The sequence below is a fragment of the Kineococcus endophyticus genome (genome assembly GCF_040796495.1).
GTDB classification, from domain to species: Bacteria; Actinomycetota; Actinomycetes; order Actinomycetales; family Kineococcaceae; genus Kineococcus; species Kineococcus endophyticus.
In genome coordinates this window covers 190,779-206,386 of sequence record NZ_JBFNQN010000012.1, presented here as the reverse complement: position 1 = coordinate 206,386, position 15,608 = coordinate 190,779, and the positions used below count along the sequence as shown (strand labels likewise).

The window sequence follows — 15,608 nt, the reverse complement described above, 5'->3', positions numbered from 1 at the left end:
CGGCACGGGGGTAGATCCCAAAGGAACCCCGATCCCCACCCACACAGGAGTGAAGACCATTGGGGGTTAATGCATTGGCATCAACATATTTCTAGCGCACTGTTGAGTTCTCAAGAACCGGACGCACCCACCCCGACAAACCCACCATCAGGAGGGCCAGCGGAAGAGGGGCAACTTTCCCACCCTAACCGAGAACCAGGCCAAACCTCAACCCAGCCCCACTCAAGGAGCTTCCGGTGTCGCCAGGCATCGAGCGAACCCCTCAGGCTGTGACCCTCGGCGTCCGCCCCGTTGCTCGCGGCGACATGAAGAACATTAGACGGCGAGGCGTCGGACAGGCAAATCGCCTCGGTCCGAACGGGGTGACCCGTTGCACCGCAGTGGATCACGACTGATCCCGTCGTCACCACGCGAGCCTGGGCCGCTCTTGGGAGACTGAGGAGGTGACCGACGCCACCAACCCCACCGAGCCGGCCCCCGAGCACCGCAGCGCCGAGCACGCCCGGATGGCGGAATCGCCCGGCGCCGACGGTCCGTGGCGGCTGTGGGGCCCCTACGTCTCCGGTCGTCAGTGGGGGACGGTGCGCGAGGACTACACCCCGGGGGGCGACGCGTGGTCCGCCTTCCCCTTCGACCAGGCGCGCGCCCGCGCCTACCGCTGGGGCGAGGACGGTCTCGGCGCCGTCTGCGACCGGTTCGGCTTCCTCAACCTCGGCGTCGCGCTGTGGAACCGCAGGGACCCCTTCCTCAAGGAGCGCCTCTTCGGGCTCACGAACGGTGAGGGCAACCACGGGGAGGACGCCAAGGAGTACTGGTGGGCGCTGGACGGCACGCCCAGCCACTCCTGGATGAAGTGGCTCTACCGCTACCCCCAGGCGGAGTTCCCCTACGAGCAGCTGCGCACCGAGAACGCCCGGCGCGGACGGGAGGAGCGCGAGTACGAGCTCGGGGACACCGGCGTCCTGGACGAGAACCGCTTCTTCGACGTCGAGGTCACCTACGCCAAGGCCGGACCGGACGACCTCTGCATGGTCGTGACGGCGACCAACCACGGACCGGACCCCGCCCCCCTGGACCTCGTCCCGCAGGTGTGGTTCCGCAACACCTGGGCCTGGGGCTGGGACCGTCGCCGCGGCACCATGACGCAGCTCCTGCCGCCCACGCTGGCCGTGGGTGGGCTGGAGTCCGTCGAGTGCGAGCACGGGCACCTCGGGCGGTACCACGTCAGCGCCGAAGGCTCACCCGAGGTGCTGTTCTGCGAGAACGAGTCCAACCTCGTCGAGCTGTTCGGGGCCGCGTCCAACCCCACCGCGTTCACCAAGGACGGTGTGGACCGGCGCATCGTCCACGGCGACACCACTGCCGTGAACCCGCGGCGGGAGGGCACCAAGGCCGCGTTCTGGTACTCCTTCGACGCCGTCGCGCCCGGGGAGACCGTCGAGGTGCGGCTGCGGCTGTCGCCCCAGGCGCCCAGCAAGGGCACCTTCGGCCCCGGCTACGACGCCGTGCTGCGCGACCGCCGGGAAGAGGCCGACGAGTTCTACGACGCGGTCATCCACCGCGACCTCGGGGAGTCCGACCGGCACCTCGCGCGCCGCGCCTACGCAGGCCTGCTGTGGACCAAGCAGCTCTACCGCTACGACGTGCGGCAGTGGCTCGGAGGAGACCCGGAGACCGAGCCGGCGCCGGAGTCCCGTCAGGCCCGGGGGGCGCGCAACGTCACCTGGAGCCACCTGTCGCTGGCCGACGTCATCTCCATGCCCGACGAGTGGGAGTACCCCTGGTTCGCCGCCTGGGACCTCGCCTTCCACGCCATCCCCCTGGCGCACGTGGACCCGGAGTTCGCCAAGGAGCAGCTCGTCCTCATGTGCCGCGAGTGGTCGATGCACCCCAACGGGCAGCTCCCGGCGTACGAGTGGGCGTTCGGCGACGTCAACCCGCCCGTGCACGCGTGGGCCGCCTGGCACGTCTACCGGCTCGACGGCTACCGGGACCAGGGCTTCCTCGTCCGGGTGTTCACCAAGCTGCTGCTGAACTTCTCGTGGTGGGTCAACCGCAAGGACTCCAGCGGGTCGAACCTCTTCGAGGGCGGCTTCCTCGGGATGGACAACATCGGCCTGTTCGACCGCTCCGCCGAGCTGCCGCCCGGGTACCGGCTGGAGCAGTCCGACGCCACGAGCTGGATGGCGTTCTACTGCCAGCAGATGTTCAAGATCGCCCTGGAGCTGTCGCGGCACGACCCCGCGTGGGAGGACGCCGCGACGAAGTTCCTCGAGCACTTCCTCTCCATCGCCCAGGCGATGAACTCGTTCGGGTCGCACGACGCGGCCCTGTGGGACGAGGAGGACGGCTTCTACTACGACGTCCTCCTGCGCCCCGACGGGTCGTCGGAGCCGATGCGGGTGCCGTCGATGGTCGGCCTGCTGCCGATCCTGGGGTCCACCGACGTCCCGTCCTGGATCGCGGAGGAGACCCCGGACCTGACGGCCAGGTTGCGGTGGCTGCAGAAGCGGCGGCCCGACCTGACCCTCCCCCTGCTGACGCGGTCCACGCCCGAGGGGCGGCGGATGCTGCTCTCGCTCGTGGACCGCCCCCGGCTGGTGCGCATCCTCGAGCGCATGTTCGACCACGACCAGTTCCTGTCCGCCTACGGCATCCGCTCGTTGTCGGCGGCGGTGAAGGAGGAGGTCTGGACGTCGGTCGAGGGTCAGAGCTCCTCGGTCGTCTACGAGCCGGGCGAGTCCCGGACCGGGATGTTCGGCGGCAACTCGAACTGGCGCGGGCCGATCTGGTTCCCCGTCAACGTCCTGCTGGCCGACAAGCTCCGGACGCTCGGGCGCTTCTTCGGCGACGACCTCACCATCGAGGTGCCCAAGGGGTCGGGCCGTCGCATCAACCTGGTGCAGGCCGCCGACCTCATCGACGACAGCCTGGTCAACCTCTTCCGTCCGGTCGACGGTCGGCGGCCCGCCGACGGGCAGCGCATCGAGGCCAGCGACGACCCGCTGTGGCGGGACCACGTCACCTTCAACGAGTACTTCGACGGGGACACCGGCGAGGGACTCGGGGCCACCCACCAGACGGGGTGGACCGCCCTCGTCGCGCACCTGCTGCACCCCCGGCTGCCTCCGAGCCCGCCGGGACGGTGACGGTGTGAGGGCGGCGGGGCTGGTCCGGGGACGCCCGGTCGGCCCATGTCCTCCCGTCCGTCGGACGTCGATGTCAGGCTGGAGGCACCGGCCACCGCGGCCGGCCGGAGGACCGGGGGGCGAGGACGTCGATGGCGTCGGTGGCACCGCTCGCGCAGCTCATCGCCGTGGCCGTGGCGATCACGATGACCACGGGTGTCCTGACGTTCCGTCGCCGTCGCGAGACGCCCGCCGCCCTCCCCCTGACGGCGGCGCTGGCCTCGGTCAGCCTGTGGGGCGTCTCCGTCGTGCTGCAGAACGCCGACCTGCCGGCCCGGTGGCTGGACCTCACGGTCTTCCCGCAGTTCCTCGGCGTCGGGGGGTGCGTCCTCTCGCTGCGGCTGTTCGTGGACGCCGTCAGCGGCCGGACCCTGCGGGCGCGGCGCGTGCTGGCCTTCAGCGTCGAGCCCGCCCTGCTCCTGGTCCTCCTGGCCCTGGACCCCCACCTGCACCTGTTCCACGCGACGGTCGAGCACGTCGGCGACCCCGTCCGACGGGTCGTCACCGCCGGGCCCCTCTTCTGGGTCAACGCGTTCTACAGCTACGCCGTGATCCTCACGGCCGCCTCGACGATCTGGACGCTGCGCCGCAGCAGCCGGGGGCTGCAGCGACGGCAGGCCACGACGATGCTCGTCGCGATCCTCGTCCCGTTCCTGTGCAACCTCGCCGTCGTGCTCCCGGGCGTCGCGCTGGCCGTCGACATCACACCCCTCGCGTTCGCCGTCACCGGCGTCCTGTTCGCCTACGCGGTGCTGCAGCAGGACCTGCTGCGGCTCGTCCCGGTCGCGCGCTCGCTCGTCGTCGAGACGGTCACCGACGCCGTCTTCGACGTCGACGCGCGCGAGCGGCTCGTCGACGTCAACCCCGCCGGGATGGCCGTCCTGGGGGCGGGGGCCGGGCCGCGCGACACCGTCGTCGGCCGCCCCTTCGCCGACCTGGTGGAGGCGGCCGTCGCCGAGGCCGTCGCCGCCGGCGAGGGTGAGACGGTCGTGCGGCTGTCCGGCGGCGGCCACCTCGACGTCCGCACCCGGTGGATCCGCGACGACCACGGGCACCCCCTGGGCCGCGTCGTCGTCGCCCGGGACGTCACCGACCGGTACCGCGCCGCGCAGGCGCTGGAACGGGCCAACGACCGCCTCCGTGCGCAGGTGGCCACGATCGAGCGGCTGCAGGCCGACCTCGCCGAGGAGGCCTCCCGCGACCCGCTGACGGGGCTGCGGAACCGGCGGCGGTTCGTCGACGACCTCTCGGCCCGGCTGGCGACGGCGGCGGAGGCGGGGCACCCGCTCTCCCTCGTGCTCCTCGACGTCGACCACTTCAAGGCCATCAACGACGCCCACGGGCACGCCGTCGGCGACGACGTCCTCGTCGAGGTGGCCCGCGCGCTCGGTGCGCACGCGCGCCCCGAGGACGTCGTCCGCTACGGCGGGGAGGAGTTCGTCGTCCTGCTGCCCCACCTCGACACCGACGCCGCCCGCGTCCGCGCGGAGGTGCTGCGGGCGGCCTGCGCGGGGGTGCGGGTGGGGATCGAGTCGCTGCGCATCACGATCAGCGCCGGGGTCGCCACCGCCCCCGCGCACGGCACGACGCCCGACGAGCTCCTGCTCGCGGCCGACCGCGCCCTGTACGAGGCCAAGGGCGGCGGCCGCGACCAGGTCGCGCTCGCGGACTAGCCGGTCACCAGATCCGGACGCGGTCAGCCGGGTCCAGCCACAGCCCGTCGCCGGGCTGGGTGCCGAACGCGTCGTGGAACTCGACGAGGTTGCGCACGACCGCGTTGCAGCGGAACTCCGGCGGGGAGTGCGGGTCGATCGCGAGCCGGCGCTCGACCTCGGCGGGACGGACCTTGCCGCACCACACCTTGGCCCAGCCGAAGAACAGGCGCTGGCTACCCGTCAGGCCGTCGACGACCGGGGCCTCCTCGCCGCCGAGGGCGATCTCGTACGCCTTGTGCGCGATCGTGAGTCCGCCGAGGTCGCCGATGTTCTCGCCGACGGTGAGCGACCCGTTGACCTTCTTGCCCGGCGTCTCCGGAGGCTCGAGGGCGTCGTACTGGTCGATCAGGGCCTGGGTGCGCTGGCCGAACTCGGTGCGGTCGGCGTCGGTCCACCAGTCGTTGAGGTTGCCCAGACCGTCGTACTTCGAGCCCTGGTCGTCGAAGCCGTGACCGATCTCGTGACCGATGACCGCGCCGATGCCGCCGTAGTTCTCCGCGTCGTCGGCGTCGAGGGAGAAGAAGGGCGGCCGCAGGATCGCCGCGGGGAAGACGATCTCGTTCATCCCCGGGTTGTAGTAGGCGTTGACCGTCTGGGGCGTCATGAACCACTCGCTGCGGTCCACGGGCGCGCCGAGCTTGGCCAGCTCGCGGTCCACCTCGAAGGCGAACGCGCGGCGGACGTTGCCGAGCAAGTCGCTCCGGTCGATCGTCAGCGCGGAGTAGTCCCGCCAGCGGTCGGGGTGGCCGATCTTGGGCGTGAACTGGCCGAGCTTCTCCAGCGCCCGGTCCTTGGTCTCCCGCGTCATCCAGTCGAGGGCCTCGATGTCCTGCCGGTACGCCTCGACGAGGTTGGCCACGAGCTCCTGCATGCGCGCCTTGGCGGCCGGCGGGAAGTGCTCGGCGACGTAGAGCTCGCCCAGGGCCTCCCCGAGGTTGCCCTCGACCAGGCCCACCCCGCGCTTCCACCGCTCGCGCAGCTGGGGCGCGCCGGTCAGCGTCGTGCCGTAGAAGGCGAAGTTCTCCTCGACGAAGTCCTGGGACAGGAACACGGCGGCCTGGTGCAGGACGCGCCAGCCGAGCCAGTCCTTCCACGTCTCCACCGGCGTCGCCAGCAGGACCTCGGCCATGCCCGTGAGGTAGCTGGGCTGGCGGACGACGACCTGGGCGAAGGCGGAGTCCGGCAGCTCGGCGGCGTCCAGCCAGGCCGCCAGGTCGATCCCGGGCAGCAGCGCGTCCAGGCCCGCGCGGTCCACCTTGTTGTAGGTGGCGTTCGCGTCGCGGTTCTTCACGCGGTCCCAGTGGTGGGCCGCGAGCGCCGTCTCCAGGTCGAGGATGCGCTGCGCCGCACCGGCGGGGTCGGGACGGTGCCCGAGGGTGAGGATGCGCTCGACGTGGCCGCGGTAGGCCTCGCGGATCGGGGCGTACTGCTCCTCGCGGTAGTACGACTCGTCGGGCAGGCCGAGGCCGGACTGGGTGAGGTAGACGACGTACTCGTCGGACTTGGCGTTGTCGGTGTCGACCCAGTAGGCGAAGGGCCCGCCGACGCCGGAGCGCTCGAAGGCGCCGACCTGGCGGACGAGGCCGGCGTGGTCGGTGACGGCGTCGACGGCGGCGAGCTCGGGGTCGAGCGGGGTCGCGCCGAGGGCCTCGATGCGGTCGGTGTCCATGAAGCTGGCGAACAGGTCACCGATCTTCTGGCGGACCGTGCCGGGCGCCGCCTCGCCGGTGGCCGCGGCCTCGGCGGCGGACTCGACGATGGTGCGGCACTCGGCCTCGGACTGGTCGCGCAGGCGGATGAAGGCCCCGTCGACGGCGCGGTCGTCGGGGATCTCCGTCGTCGCGAGCCAGCGGCCGTTGACGTGCCGGAAGAGGTCGTCCTGAGGGCGGACCGACGGGTCGACGTCGCTGCCCGCGGGCTGGGCGTCCGTGATCGAGGTCATGACCTCACAGTAGGACGGATCCTCCGCCACACCGAGGCCAGGAGGGCGACGTTGATCAGGACGGCGCCGAGGACGACGAACGCCATGGCGTGCGCGTCGCCGCCGAGCAGGCCGACGAGGACGCCGACGAGGCCGCCCACCCCCGACTGCAGGGCCGTGACGAGGGCGGCGGCCGCTCCGGCGCTGTCGCCGTAGGGCTCGAGGGCGAGCACGACGGCGTTGGGCATGATCAGGCCCAGGCTCAGCAGGAGGAGGTAGAGCGGGGCGGCGAAGAGCACGAGACGGTCGGTCCCGGACAGCAGGGAGACGGTCAGGGCCACGCCGAAGACGAACGCACCGGCCACGCCCACCCGCAGGAGGCGGGGCGAGCCGAAGCGTTCGACGAGGGCCGCGTTGAGCTGGGTGCCGCCGATGAGGGCGGTCCCGTTGAGGGCGAAGAACACGGCGAAACCGGTGCCGGTGAGGCCGAAGCCGTCCTGGAGGACGAAGACCGACGTCGAGACGTAGGACATGATCGTCGCGAGCGCGAGACCGGGCATGGCGGCCAGGGCGAGGAAGCGCGGGTCGCGGACGAGCTCGCGGTACCCGGCGAAGGTCCGCAGCACGCGGCGCGCGCGCTCGGGGACGATCGGCGCGGCCTCGACCTCGGCGCGGGCCTGGGCGGCGGAGTCGCACAATTCGCGGCGCGTCTCCGGCAGCGAGCGCCAGACGGCGATGAGCACGCCGGCACCGGCGAGGACGAGCAGGCCGAGGACCGGCCGCCAGCCCGTGTGGTTCGCGATGAACCCGCCGACCGTCGGGGCGAAGAGGGGGGCGACGCCGATGACGAGCACCAGCCGGGACTGCAGGCGCGCCGCCGCAGGGCCGGTGAAGAGGTCGCGGATGACGGCCATGCCGATGACGGCCCCGGCCGAGGCGCCGACGCCGGACAGCACGCGGAACGCGACGAGCGTGGGCAGGTTCGGCGCCACCGCGCACAGGGCGCTGGCGACGACGTAGACGCCGAACCCGACCATCGCGGGCCGACGGCGTCCGAAGGCGTCCGAGAGCGGGCCGACGACGAGCTGGCCGAGCGCGGAGCCCACGAGGACGCCGGTGATCGTCAGCTGGGTGCGCGCGTGGGTCGTCCCGAGGTCCTCGGCGACCTCCGGCAGCGACGGCAGGTAGAGGTCGATCGTCACGGCGCCGAGGGCGGCCATGGCGCCGAGCAGGACGACGAGGCCGACGGTCGAGGGGCGACGGGTGGTGGGCGCGGTCTGGAGCGCGGACATGCGCGGGAGGTCCTCGGGGGCAGTCGCGGGGTGCCTCGCACAGCGCCGGGCGGGGCTCGACGCGGCAGGACGCCGCCGTCCCCTCCACCCTAGGACGAAGGGGGCGACGGCGTCCTGCCGGATTGCGGACCCGGTACCGGTCTAGTCGCGCGGGCGGCGGTCCGCCTTGACCGGGAACTCGCCGGTGTAGCCCATGCGCTCCTCGGCGGCGGCCAGGACCCGCTTGCGGACGGCGAACCAGCCGAGCACCAGCAGCGGGACGATCACCACGAGGGCCAGGACCGTGGGACGGCTGTCAGGGTCGTAGGCCATGATCGCGAGGACCGCGACGAGGAAGGCCAGGACGAGGTAGCCCGTGAACGGGGCGCCGAACAGCCGGTAGTGCGGGCGCTGCACGATGCCCTTCTTCGACCACGCGTGCAGCCGCATCTGGCAGAGCACGATCGTGCCCCAGCTGGCGATGATGCCCAGCGCGGAGGCGTTGAGGACGATCTCGAAGGCGCGGCCGGGGGCGAGGTAGTTGAGGACGACGCCGAGGACGGCGACGACGCCGGTGATGGCGATGCCGCCGAAGGGGACGCCGCCCTTGTTGAGCTTGGCCGCGAACTTGGGGGCGGAGCCGTTCATCGCCATGGAGCGGACGATGCGGCCGGTGGAGTAGAGCCCGGCGTTCAGGCTCGACAGGGCCGACGTCAGCACGACGAAGTTCATGATGTCGCCCGCGCCGGGGACGCCGAGCCTGGAGAAGAAGGTGACGAAGGGGCTCTCGTCGGCGCTGAAGGCCGTGTAGGGCAGCAGCAGGGCCAGCAGGATGAGCGAACCGCAGTAGAAGACGACGATGCGGATGATCACGGTGTTGATCGCCCGCGGCATGATCTTCTCGGGGTTCTCGGTCTCCCCCGCGGCGGTACCGACGAGCTCGACGGCCGCGTAGGCGAAGACGACGCCGGAGATGACGACGACGAGCGGGACGGCCCCGGTGGGGAACCAGCCGCCGTTGTCGCTGATGACGCTCAGCCCCGTCGGCTTGCCCTCGATCGGGAAGCGGCCGGCGAGGAAGACGATGCCGATCAGCAGGAAGGCCGTCAGGGCGACGACCTTGATGAGCGCGAACCAGAACTCCATCTCGCCGAAGATCTTCACCGAGACGAGGTTGAGGGCCAGGACCACCACGAGGGCGGCGAGCGCCAGCAGCCACTGCGGCGCGGAACTGAAGGCGCTCCAGTAGTGCAGGTAGAGGGCGATCGCCGTGATGTCCACGATCGCCGTCATGGCCCAGTTGAACCAGTACATCCAGCCTGCGACGAAGGCGGCCTTCTCGCCGTAGAACTCGCGGGCGTAGGAGACGAAGGAGCCGGACGAGGGCCGGTGCAGGACGAGCTCGCCGAGGGCGCGCAGCATGAGGAAGACGAAGAAGCCGCAGATCCCGTAGACGATGAAGAGCCCGGGGCCCGCGTTGGCCAGGCGCCCGCCCGCGCCGAGGAAGAGGCCCGTGCCGATCGCCCCGCCGATGGCGATCATCTGGAGCTGGCGGTTCTTCAGGCTCTTGTGGAGCCCGCCGTCCTCGTGGGAGAAGTCGCGCTGGGCGGTCGCCTGCCCCGCTCCGCTCCCCCGGTCGTCGACTGACATGCAGCTTCCTCTCCTCGGTCGTCGCCGTCGTCGTCGACGGAGTGGACCGGGGAAGGCAACCAGATCCAGATCACCTGCGCATTCCCAGGGTGTTTCCGGTGCGTGAGATCCCCCGGTCAGGCGACCAGGGAGACGTGCTCCTCGAACGTGTACTCGTCGAGGAGCCGGACGCCGAGGACCAGTGCTGCGCGGACCGCGGGCTCGCCGGAGCCCGCGTCGTTGGCGACGAGGACGTCGGTCCCCTCGGTGACGGCGTCGTCGACGCGCAGGCCGGCCCGGCGCGCGCGGGCCTCCAGGTCGGCACGGGCGGACAGGAAGTGGCCGCTGAAGGCGACGCGCTGACCGGGGCGGAGGGTCATGCCGTGGTGATCGGCAGGGACCGCTCCGCCCTTGACCGGGCCCCTACCGTGGCGGGGGTGCAGCGATCGACCGTCACCGCTCTCCTCGTCGTCGCCACCGCCCTGTCGGGCGCGGTGCTGGTGCTGCTGACGCCCTCGTTCTTCGACGGCACACCCCCACCGGCCTGGGTCCTGTGGCCGGTGGTGGGTGTCCTCGTCGCCTCGGGCGCGGCGCTGGTCGTGCACCGCTCCCAGCCGTAGGTCAGGCGCGCTCCTGCAGGGGGCAGGCCTCCGGGGAGCGGCGCAGCTGACCGGGCACGGCCGCCGAGTGGCGCGGCGTGCGGCGGCCGGCGCGGACGCTCGCGGTCAGACCGGCCACCCCGGCGACGACGACGAGCGCGACGTACCCGTCGACGACGGGGCGCAGCCCGAGGTGCGGGGCGAGGAAGCCGGCGACCACCGCCGGCAGGCCGAAGGCCAGGTAGCTGACGACGTACACGGCGGCCAGGACGCCGGCGCGCTCGTGGGCGGGGGCCGTGCCGAGGACACCGCGCAGGGCCCCCTGGAACCCGGCGCCGAAGCCGACGCCGGAGAGCAGGGCGCCGGCGAAGAAGACCGGCACGGACAGCAGGGTCAGGCCGAGGACCAGGACGAGCGGGCCGGCGACGAGGCCCGCCATGCCGAGGGTCATCACGCGGCGGGGGTCCTGGTGACGGGTGAGGACGCCGGTCACGGCGCCGACCCCGGCGACGGAGGCGACGACCAGACCGCCCACGACGTGGTTGTGCAGGCCGAACACTCCGGCGACGACGGACGGACCGAGTCCCAGGCAGAGACCCCCGAGGCCCCAGCTGCCGAGGAAGCCGGGCAGGTGGGCGGTGAACGCGCCGCGGGAGGAGGCGGGCAGCTGGACGACGGGTCGCAACGAGCGCAGGGCACCGGGCGCGCGACCGACGACGTCCGGGGTGAGCGCCACCGCGACGAGGGCGAGGAGCAGCAGGCCGGCGAGGACGAGGTAGGTGAGCTCGGTCGGGGCGGGGCCGAACTGGACGAGCACACCCGCGCCGAGGCCGCCGGCCATGAGCCCGGCCGGCGGGGCCGCGCCGTTGACGAGCTGGGCCAGCGGGGCGCGGGTCGGACCGGCCAGGTCCAGGAGCCAGGCACCGAGGGCGCCGATCGCCGTCCCCGTCGAGAAGCCCTGCAGCGCACGGCCGGCGACGAGCGTCGCGACGTCGGACGCCTGGGAGAAGACGAGCATCGAGGCGATCACGCCGACGAGGGCCGCGAGGACCACGGGCCGGCGCCCGAGGTGGTCCGACAGCGAACCGACGGTGAGCAGCGCGACGAGCAGGACGGCGGCGTAGACCGCGAAGACGACGGTGACCGCGGCCGGCCCGACGCCCCAGAGCTCCTGGTAGACGGGGAAGACCGGCGACGGGGCCGAACTGGCGGCGACGAGCAGGCCGAGCGTGAGGGTGACCAGGACGAAACCCGTGCGGGAACTGGTCGCGGTGCGGGACACGTGCGCTCCTGACGTGGGGGAGGTGTCTCGAGGAAACTACCCGCGGTCCCCAGCTAACGCAACACCGTTTGCGTTAAGGTGGGGTCATGACGCCGGCGATGACGCGCCCCGGTGGGCGCAGCGCGAAGGTGACGGCCGCCGTCCACCGGGCCGTCGTGGAACTGCTCGCCGAGGGCGACCCGCTGACCGTCCCGCAGGTCGCGGCCCGGGCCGGCGTCAACGCGACGAGCGTCTACCGGCGCTGGGGCGACGTGGCCGGGCTGCTCGCCGACACCGCGCTCGTCCGCTTCGGCACCAGTTCGGCGGTCCCCGACACGGGGTCGCTGCGCGGGGACCTGCTGGCGTGGGGGGCCGCGCTCGTCGAGGAGGCCGGCCGTCCCGAGGAGCTGGCCCTGCTGCGGGCCGCGGTCGCCGTCGGACCCGCCGATCCCGGTGCGCCCGAAGGGTTCGAGTCGGCCTGCTCCGCCTGCCTCGTCGGCCGCAGCACGCAGGCGGAGAGCATCCTCGCGGCCGCGCTGGCGCGCGGGGAGGAGCCGCCGACGGCCACCCGCGTCCTGGACCACCTCGTCGCGCCGATCTACTTCCGCGCCCTCTTCGGGCTGCCCGCGCCGTCGGTGGAGGTGCTCGTGGAACTGCTCGTCGAGCGGCTCGTGGCCCCGGCTGCCGCTCAGGCGACGTCCAGCCCGCCCGGGTAGGTTTCGGTCATGGGTGTGACTCTCGCCAAGGGTGGAAACGTCTCGCTGGCCAAGGTGGCCCCGAACCTCGACGAGGCGCTCGTGGGCCTGGGCTGGGACGTGCGCACGACGACGGGCCTCGACTTCGACCTCGACGCCAGCGCGCTCATGCTCGGGGCGAACGGCAAGGTCCTGTCCGACGGGCACTTCATCTTCTACAACCAGCTGAGCAGCCCCGACGGGACCGTCCGGCACACCGGCGACAACCGCACCGGTGAGGGTGACGGCGACGACGAGAGCATCGAGATCGACCTGCGCAGCGTCCCCGCCAACGTCGACAAGATCGTCTTCGCGGTGTCCATCCACGACGCCGAGGCGCGCCGGCAGAGCTTCGGGCAGGTCGTCAACGCCTTCATCCGGCTCGTCAACCGCGTCGACGGCAGCGAGGTCGTCCGCTACGACCTGTCCGAGGACGCCTCCACCGAGACGGCGATGGTCTTCGGGGAGGTCTACCGCTACAACGGCGAGTGGAAGTTCCGCGCCGTCGGTCAGGGGTACGCGTCCGGGCTGCGGGGCATCGCGCAGGACTTCGGGGTCGACGTCTCCTGAGGCTCCGGGGTTCGCACCGCTGTCCGGCGCTAGGGCGCCGGCTCCACCCTCGCTATCGATCATCGACAGCGAGGGGCCAACGATCCTCCCCCGCGCAGCGGCCGGCGACGTCAGATGGCGCAACCGTCCGGGCCGCAGGCGTCGGCGTCCTGGTCGCCGACGAGGGTGAGCGGGTGGCTCTCGGCCCACGCCTGGCGCAGCACCTGGGCGAACTGCTCGGTGGGCTGGGCGCCGGAGATGCCGTAGGTGCGGTCGACCACGAAGAACGGGACCCCGCGGGCGCCGAGCGCGCGAGCCTCCGCGATGTCGGCGCGGACGGCGTCCAGGTAGCGGTCCTCGGCGAGGACGGCGCGCGCCTCGTCGGCGTCGAGCCCGGCCTCGGCCACGAGGCGGACGAGGGTCTCGTCGTCACCCACGGGCTCACCCTCGGTGAAGTTCGCCCGCAGCAGGCGCTCCTTGACGGCGCCCTGGACCCCGCGCTCGGCCGCGAGGTGCAGCAGCTGGTGGGCCTTGACGGTGTTGGCGGGGACGGAGATGTCCTGGTGGAACTCCAGGCCCTCGGCCGCCGCCATCGCGTCGACGTGCGCGACCATCGGCGCCACCTGCTCGACGGGTTGGCCGAACTTCGCGGACAGCCGGCGCAGGTGGGCGTCGCTGGGACCGTCCGCCTTCTCGTGCACCGTCTCCGTCGTGGGGTCGAGCTCGAAGGACCGCCACACCACCTCGACGTCGTCGGCGTGCTCGAAGTCGCGCAACGCGCTCTCGAAGCGGCGCTTGCCGATGTAGCACCACGGGCAGACGACGTCGGACCAGATCTCCACCTTCACGGTGGGGGCAACCACCCCGGACGCGCGACTCTTCCGCGCGTCCGGGTGACGCTGCGGCGGTCAGTCGCCGCCGCCCCCACCACCGCCGGAGTCACCCCCGAAGCCGCCGGAGTCCCCACCGCCCCAGCCCCACCCGCCGGAGTCGTGCGAGTGGGAGTGGGAGTGGCCCCAGCCGGAGTGGTGGTGGGTGTCGGGCAGGTTCACGTAGCCGCCGGAGTCGCCCCCGGCGTCCCCGCCGAAGACGCCGGGCCAGCTGATGTCCGAGCTGTGCCGCTTCGCCGGCTTGGGCCCGAGCTTGACGTTGCCGGGCCGCGACCGCGAGCACAGGTGGCCCACCAGGGAACACACGAGGACGATCACCGCGAAAGAGAGGAAGAGCGTCACCACGACTGCCTCCTTCGGCCTGGAGCCCCAGCGGGGGCTCGATGCCTCACGGTGGCACGGAACCGCTTGCCGCGCTAGTGGTTCGCCCCGTCCGGCCGGTCCGGCCGGTCCGCCCGGCGCCACGTCACGACGCGGAAGCGGGGCCCGGCCGAGGACGTGCGCCACTGCCCCTCCTCGACCCGTCGCCACGGGTCACCGACCGCGGGTGCGTGCGTGTCACCGGCCACGTCGAGGTCGACCTCGGTCACGACGAGCACGTCGGCGCGCGCGAGCGCCGCGGCGTAGACGGCCTGCCCACCCATGACCCAGACGTCGGTCCTGAGGCCCAGCGCGACGTCGAGGTCGGCGACGACCTCCGCACCGGGGGCGTCGTAGCCGGCGGTCCGGGACAGGACGACGTTGCGACGGTCCGGCAGCGGACGGAAGCGGGGCGGGAGCGACTCCCAGGTCGCGCGGCCCATGACGACGGTGGCGCCCGTGGTGAGCGCGGAGAAGTGCGCCATGTCCTCGGGGATGCGCCACGGGATGCGGCCGTCCACCCCGATGACGCCGTTCCGGGACTGCGCCCAGACCAGACCGATCATCAGACGGCCATCACACGGCCACGGGGGCCTTGATCGTCGGGTGGTGCTGGTACCCGACGACCTCGAGGTCCTCGTAGGCGACGTCGAAGAGCGGCTTGGGCGCGACCCGCAGCGTCGGGAACGGGTACGGGGCGCGGGTGAGCTGCTCGCGCACCTGGTCGACGTGGTTGTCGTAGATGTGGACGTCGCCACCCGTCCAGACGAAGTCCCCGGGTTCCAGACCCACCTCGGCCGCCACGAGGACCGTCAGCAGCGCGTAGCTGGCGACGTTGAACGGGACACCGAGGAAGAGGTCCGCGGAGCGCTGGTAGAGCTGGCAGGACAGCTTGCCGTCGGCCACGTGGAACTGGAAGAAGGCGTGGCAGGGGGCGAGCGCCATCTTGTCGAGCTCGGCGACGTTCCAGGCCGAGACGACCATGCGCCGGGAGTCCGGGTTCGTCCGCAGGGTCTGCAGGACCTCGCTGATCTGGTCGACGTGCCGGCCGTCGGGCGTGGGCCAGGAGCGCCACTGCACGCCGTAGACGGGGCCGAGGTCGCCGTTGGCGTCGGCCCACTCGTCCCAGATCGTGACGCCGCGTTCCTGCAGCCACCGCACGTTGCCCTCGCCGCGCAGGAACCACAGCAGCTCGAGCGCGACGGACTTGAAGTGGACCCGCTTGGTCGTGACGAGCGGGAAGCCGCGGGAGAGGTCGAAGCGCATCTGGTGGCCGAAGACGCTGCGGGTGCCCGTGCCCGTGCGGTCGGACTTGGGGGTCCCGTTCGCCAGCACGTGGCGCAGGAGGTCCTCGTACTGGGTGTCGACGGCGGGGGTGGGGGGCTGCTCGGGCACGGGGAGAGCGTAGGTCAGGCCGGCGGGTCAGCCACGACGAGCAGGAGCGGGTGACGTCTACCGAGTCATGACGACGTCTGACGAGTCGCCATACGC

14 protein-coding genes are annotated in these 15,608 nt (G+C 72.3%); 5 read left to right on the top strand and 9 right to left on the bottom strand.

Annotated features, from left to right (window positions below; translation table 11 throughout):
• The first annotated feature begins 506 nt into the window (after positions 1-506).
• The gene (locus AB1207_RS18010; protein WP_367639793.1) at positions 507-3,149 is read left to right on the top strand and encodes an MGH1-like glycoside hydrolase domain-containing protein; all 2,643 of its coding nucleotides are present in this window, start codon (positions 507-509) and stop codon (positions 3,147-3,149) included.
• Positions 3,150-3,280: 131 nt separating this feature from the next.
• Positions 3,281-4,861: a histidine kinase N-terminal 7TM domain-containing diguanylate cyclase gene (locus tag AB1207_RS18005; protein WP_367639783.1), complete on the top strand. Its 1,581-nt coding sequence runs from the start codon at positions 3,281-3,283 to the stop codon at positions 4,859-4,861.
• Positions 4,862-4,865: 4 nt separating this feature from the next.
• On the opposite strand, the gene AB1207_RS18000 is transcribed toward AB1207_RS18005, so the two are convergent.
• The 4 genes from AB1207_RS18000 to AB1207_RS17985 form a co-directional block, all read right to left on the bottom strand.
• Entirely contained in the window at positions 4,866-6,845 is a 1,980-nt protein-coding gene (locus AB1207_RS18000; protein WP_367639782.1) for a M13 family metallopeptidase, read from the bottom strand.
• Positions 6,842-8,116 carry a multidrug effflux MFS transporter gene (locus AB1207_RS17995; protein ID WP_367639781.1) on the bottom strand — a complete coding sequence of 425 codons (1,275 nt, stop codon included), beginning with the start codon at positions 8,114-8,116 and terminating at the stop codon, positions 6,842-6,844. Before AB1207_RS17995 ends, AB1207_RS18000 begins: the two co-directional genes overlap by 4 nt.
• Before the next feature lie 141 nt (positions 8,117-8,257).
• Positions 8,258-9,745 (bottom strand): amino acid permease, encoded by a 1,488-nt coding sequence (locus AB1207_RS17990; protein ID WP_367639780.1) that lies wholly within the window; start codon positions 9,743-9,745, stop codon positions 8,258-8,260.
• Positions 9,746-9,861: 116 nt separating this feature from the next.
• On the bottom strand, positions 9,862-10,104 hold the full coding sequence (locus AB1207_RS17985; RefSeq protein ID WP_367639779.1) for a hypothetical protein: 243 nt from the start codon (positions 10,102-10,104) through the stop codon (positions 9,862-9,864).
• Positions 10,105-10,161: 57 nt separating this feature from the next.
• Between AB1207_RS17985 and AB1207_RS17980 the strand changes: the two genes are divergently transcribed.
• Entirely contained in the window at positions 10,162-10,344 is a 183-nt protein-coding gene (locus AB1207_RS17980) for a hypothetical protein (RefSeq protein ID WP_367639778.1), read from the top strand.
• A gap of 1 nt (position 10,345) precedes the next feature.
• Here the strand turns inward: AB1207_RS17980 and AB1207_RS17975 are convergent, their stop codons facing one another.
• On the bottom strand, positions 10,346-11,605 hold the full coding sequence (locus tag AB1207_RS17975; protein ID WP_367639777.1) for an MFS transporter: 1,260 nt from the start codon (positions 11,603-11,605) through the stop codon (positions 10,346-10,348).
• An 86-nt stretch (positions 11,606-11,691) separates the two neighbouring features.
• Between AB1207_RS17975 and AB1207_RS17970 the strand changes: the two genes are divergently transcribed.
• Positions 11,692-12,300, top strand: a complete 609-nt coding sequence (locus AB1207_RS17970) for a TetR-like C-terminal domain-containing protein (RefSeq protein WP_367639775.1) — start codon at positions 11,692-11,694, stop codon at positions 12,298-12,300.
• 9 nt (positions 12,301-12,309) lie between these two features.
• Complete coding sequence (locus tag AB1207_RS17965; protein WP_367639774.1) at positions 12,310-12,888, top strand: TerD family protein; 579 nt, start codon at positions 12,310-12,312, stop codon at positions 12,886-12,888.
• 110 nt (positions 12,889-12,998) lie between these two features.
• Here AB1207_RS17965 and AB1207_RS17960 read toward each other — a convergent pair whose 3' ends face one another.
• From AB1207_RS17960 to AB1207_RS17945, 4 genes are all read right to left on the bottom strand, one after another.
• Positions 12,999-13,709 (bottom strand): DsbA family oxidoreductase, encoded by a 711-nt coding sequence (locus AB1207_RS17960; protein ID WP_437178972.1) that lies wholly within the window; start codon positions 13,707-13,709, stop codon positions 12,999-13,001.
• 66 nt (positions 13,710-13,775) lie between these two features.
• The gene (locus tag AB1207_RS17955; protein WP_367639773.1) at positions 13,776-14,102 is read right to left on the bottom strand and encodes a hypothetical protein; all 327 of its coding nucleotides are present in this window, start codon (positions 14,100-14,102) and stop codon (positions 13,776-13,778) included.
• Between the two features lie 71 nt (positions 14,103-14,173).
• A complete protein-coding gene (locus tag AB1207_RS17950; protein WP_367639772.1) occupies positions 14,174-14,683 on the bottom strand; it encodes a dihydrofolate reductase in 510 nt (169 codons plus the stop codon).
• Positions 14,684-14,693: 10 nt separating this feature from the next.
• A complete protein-coding gene (locus tag AB1207_RS17945; RefSeq protein ID WP_367639771.1) occupies positions 14,694-15,512 on the bottom strand; it encodes a thymidylate synthase in 819 nt (272 codons plus the stop codon).
• Positions 15,513-15,608 lie beyond the last annotated feature (96 nt).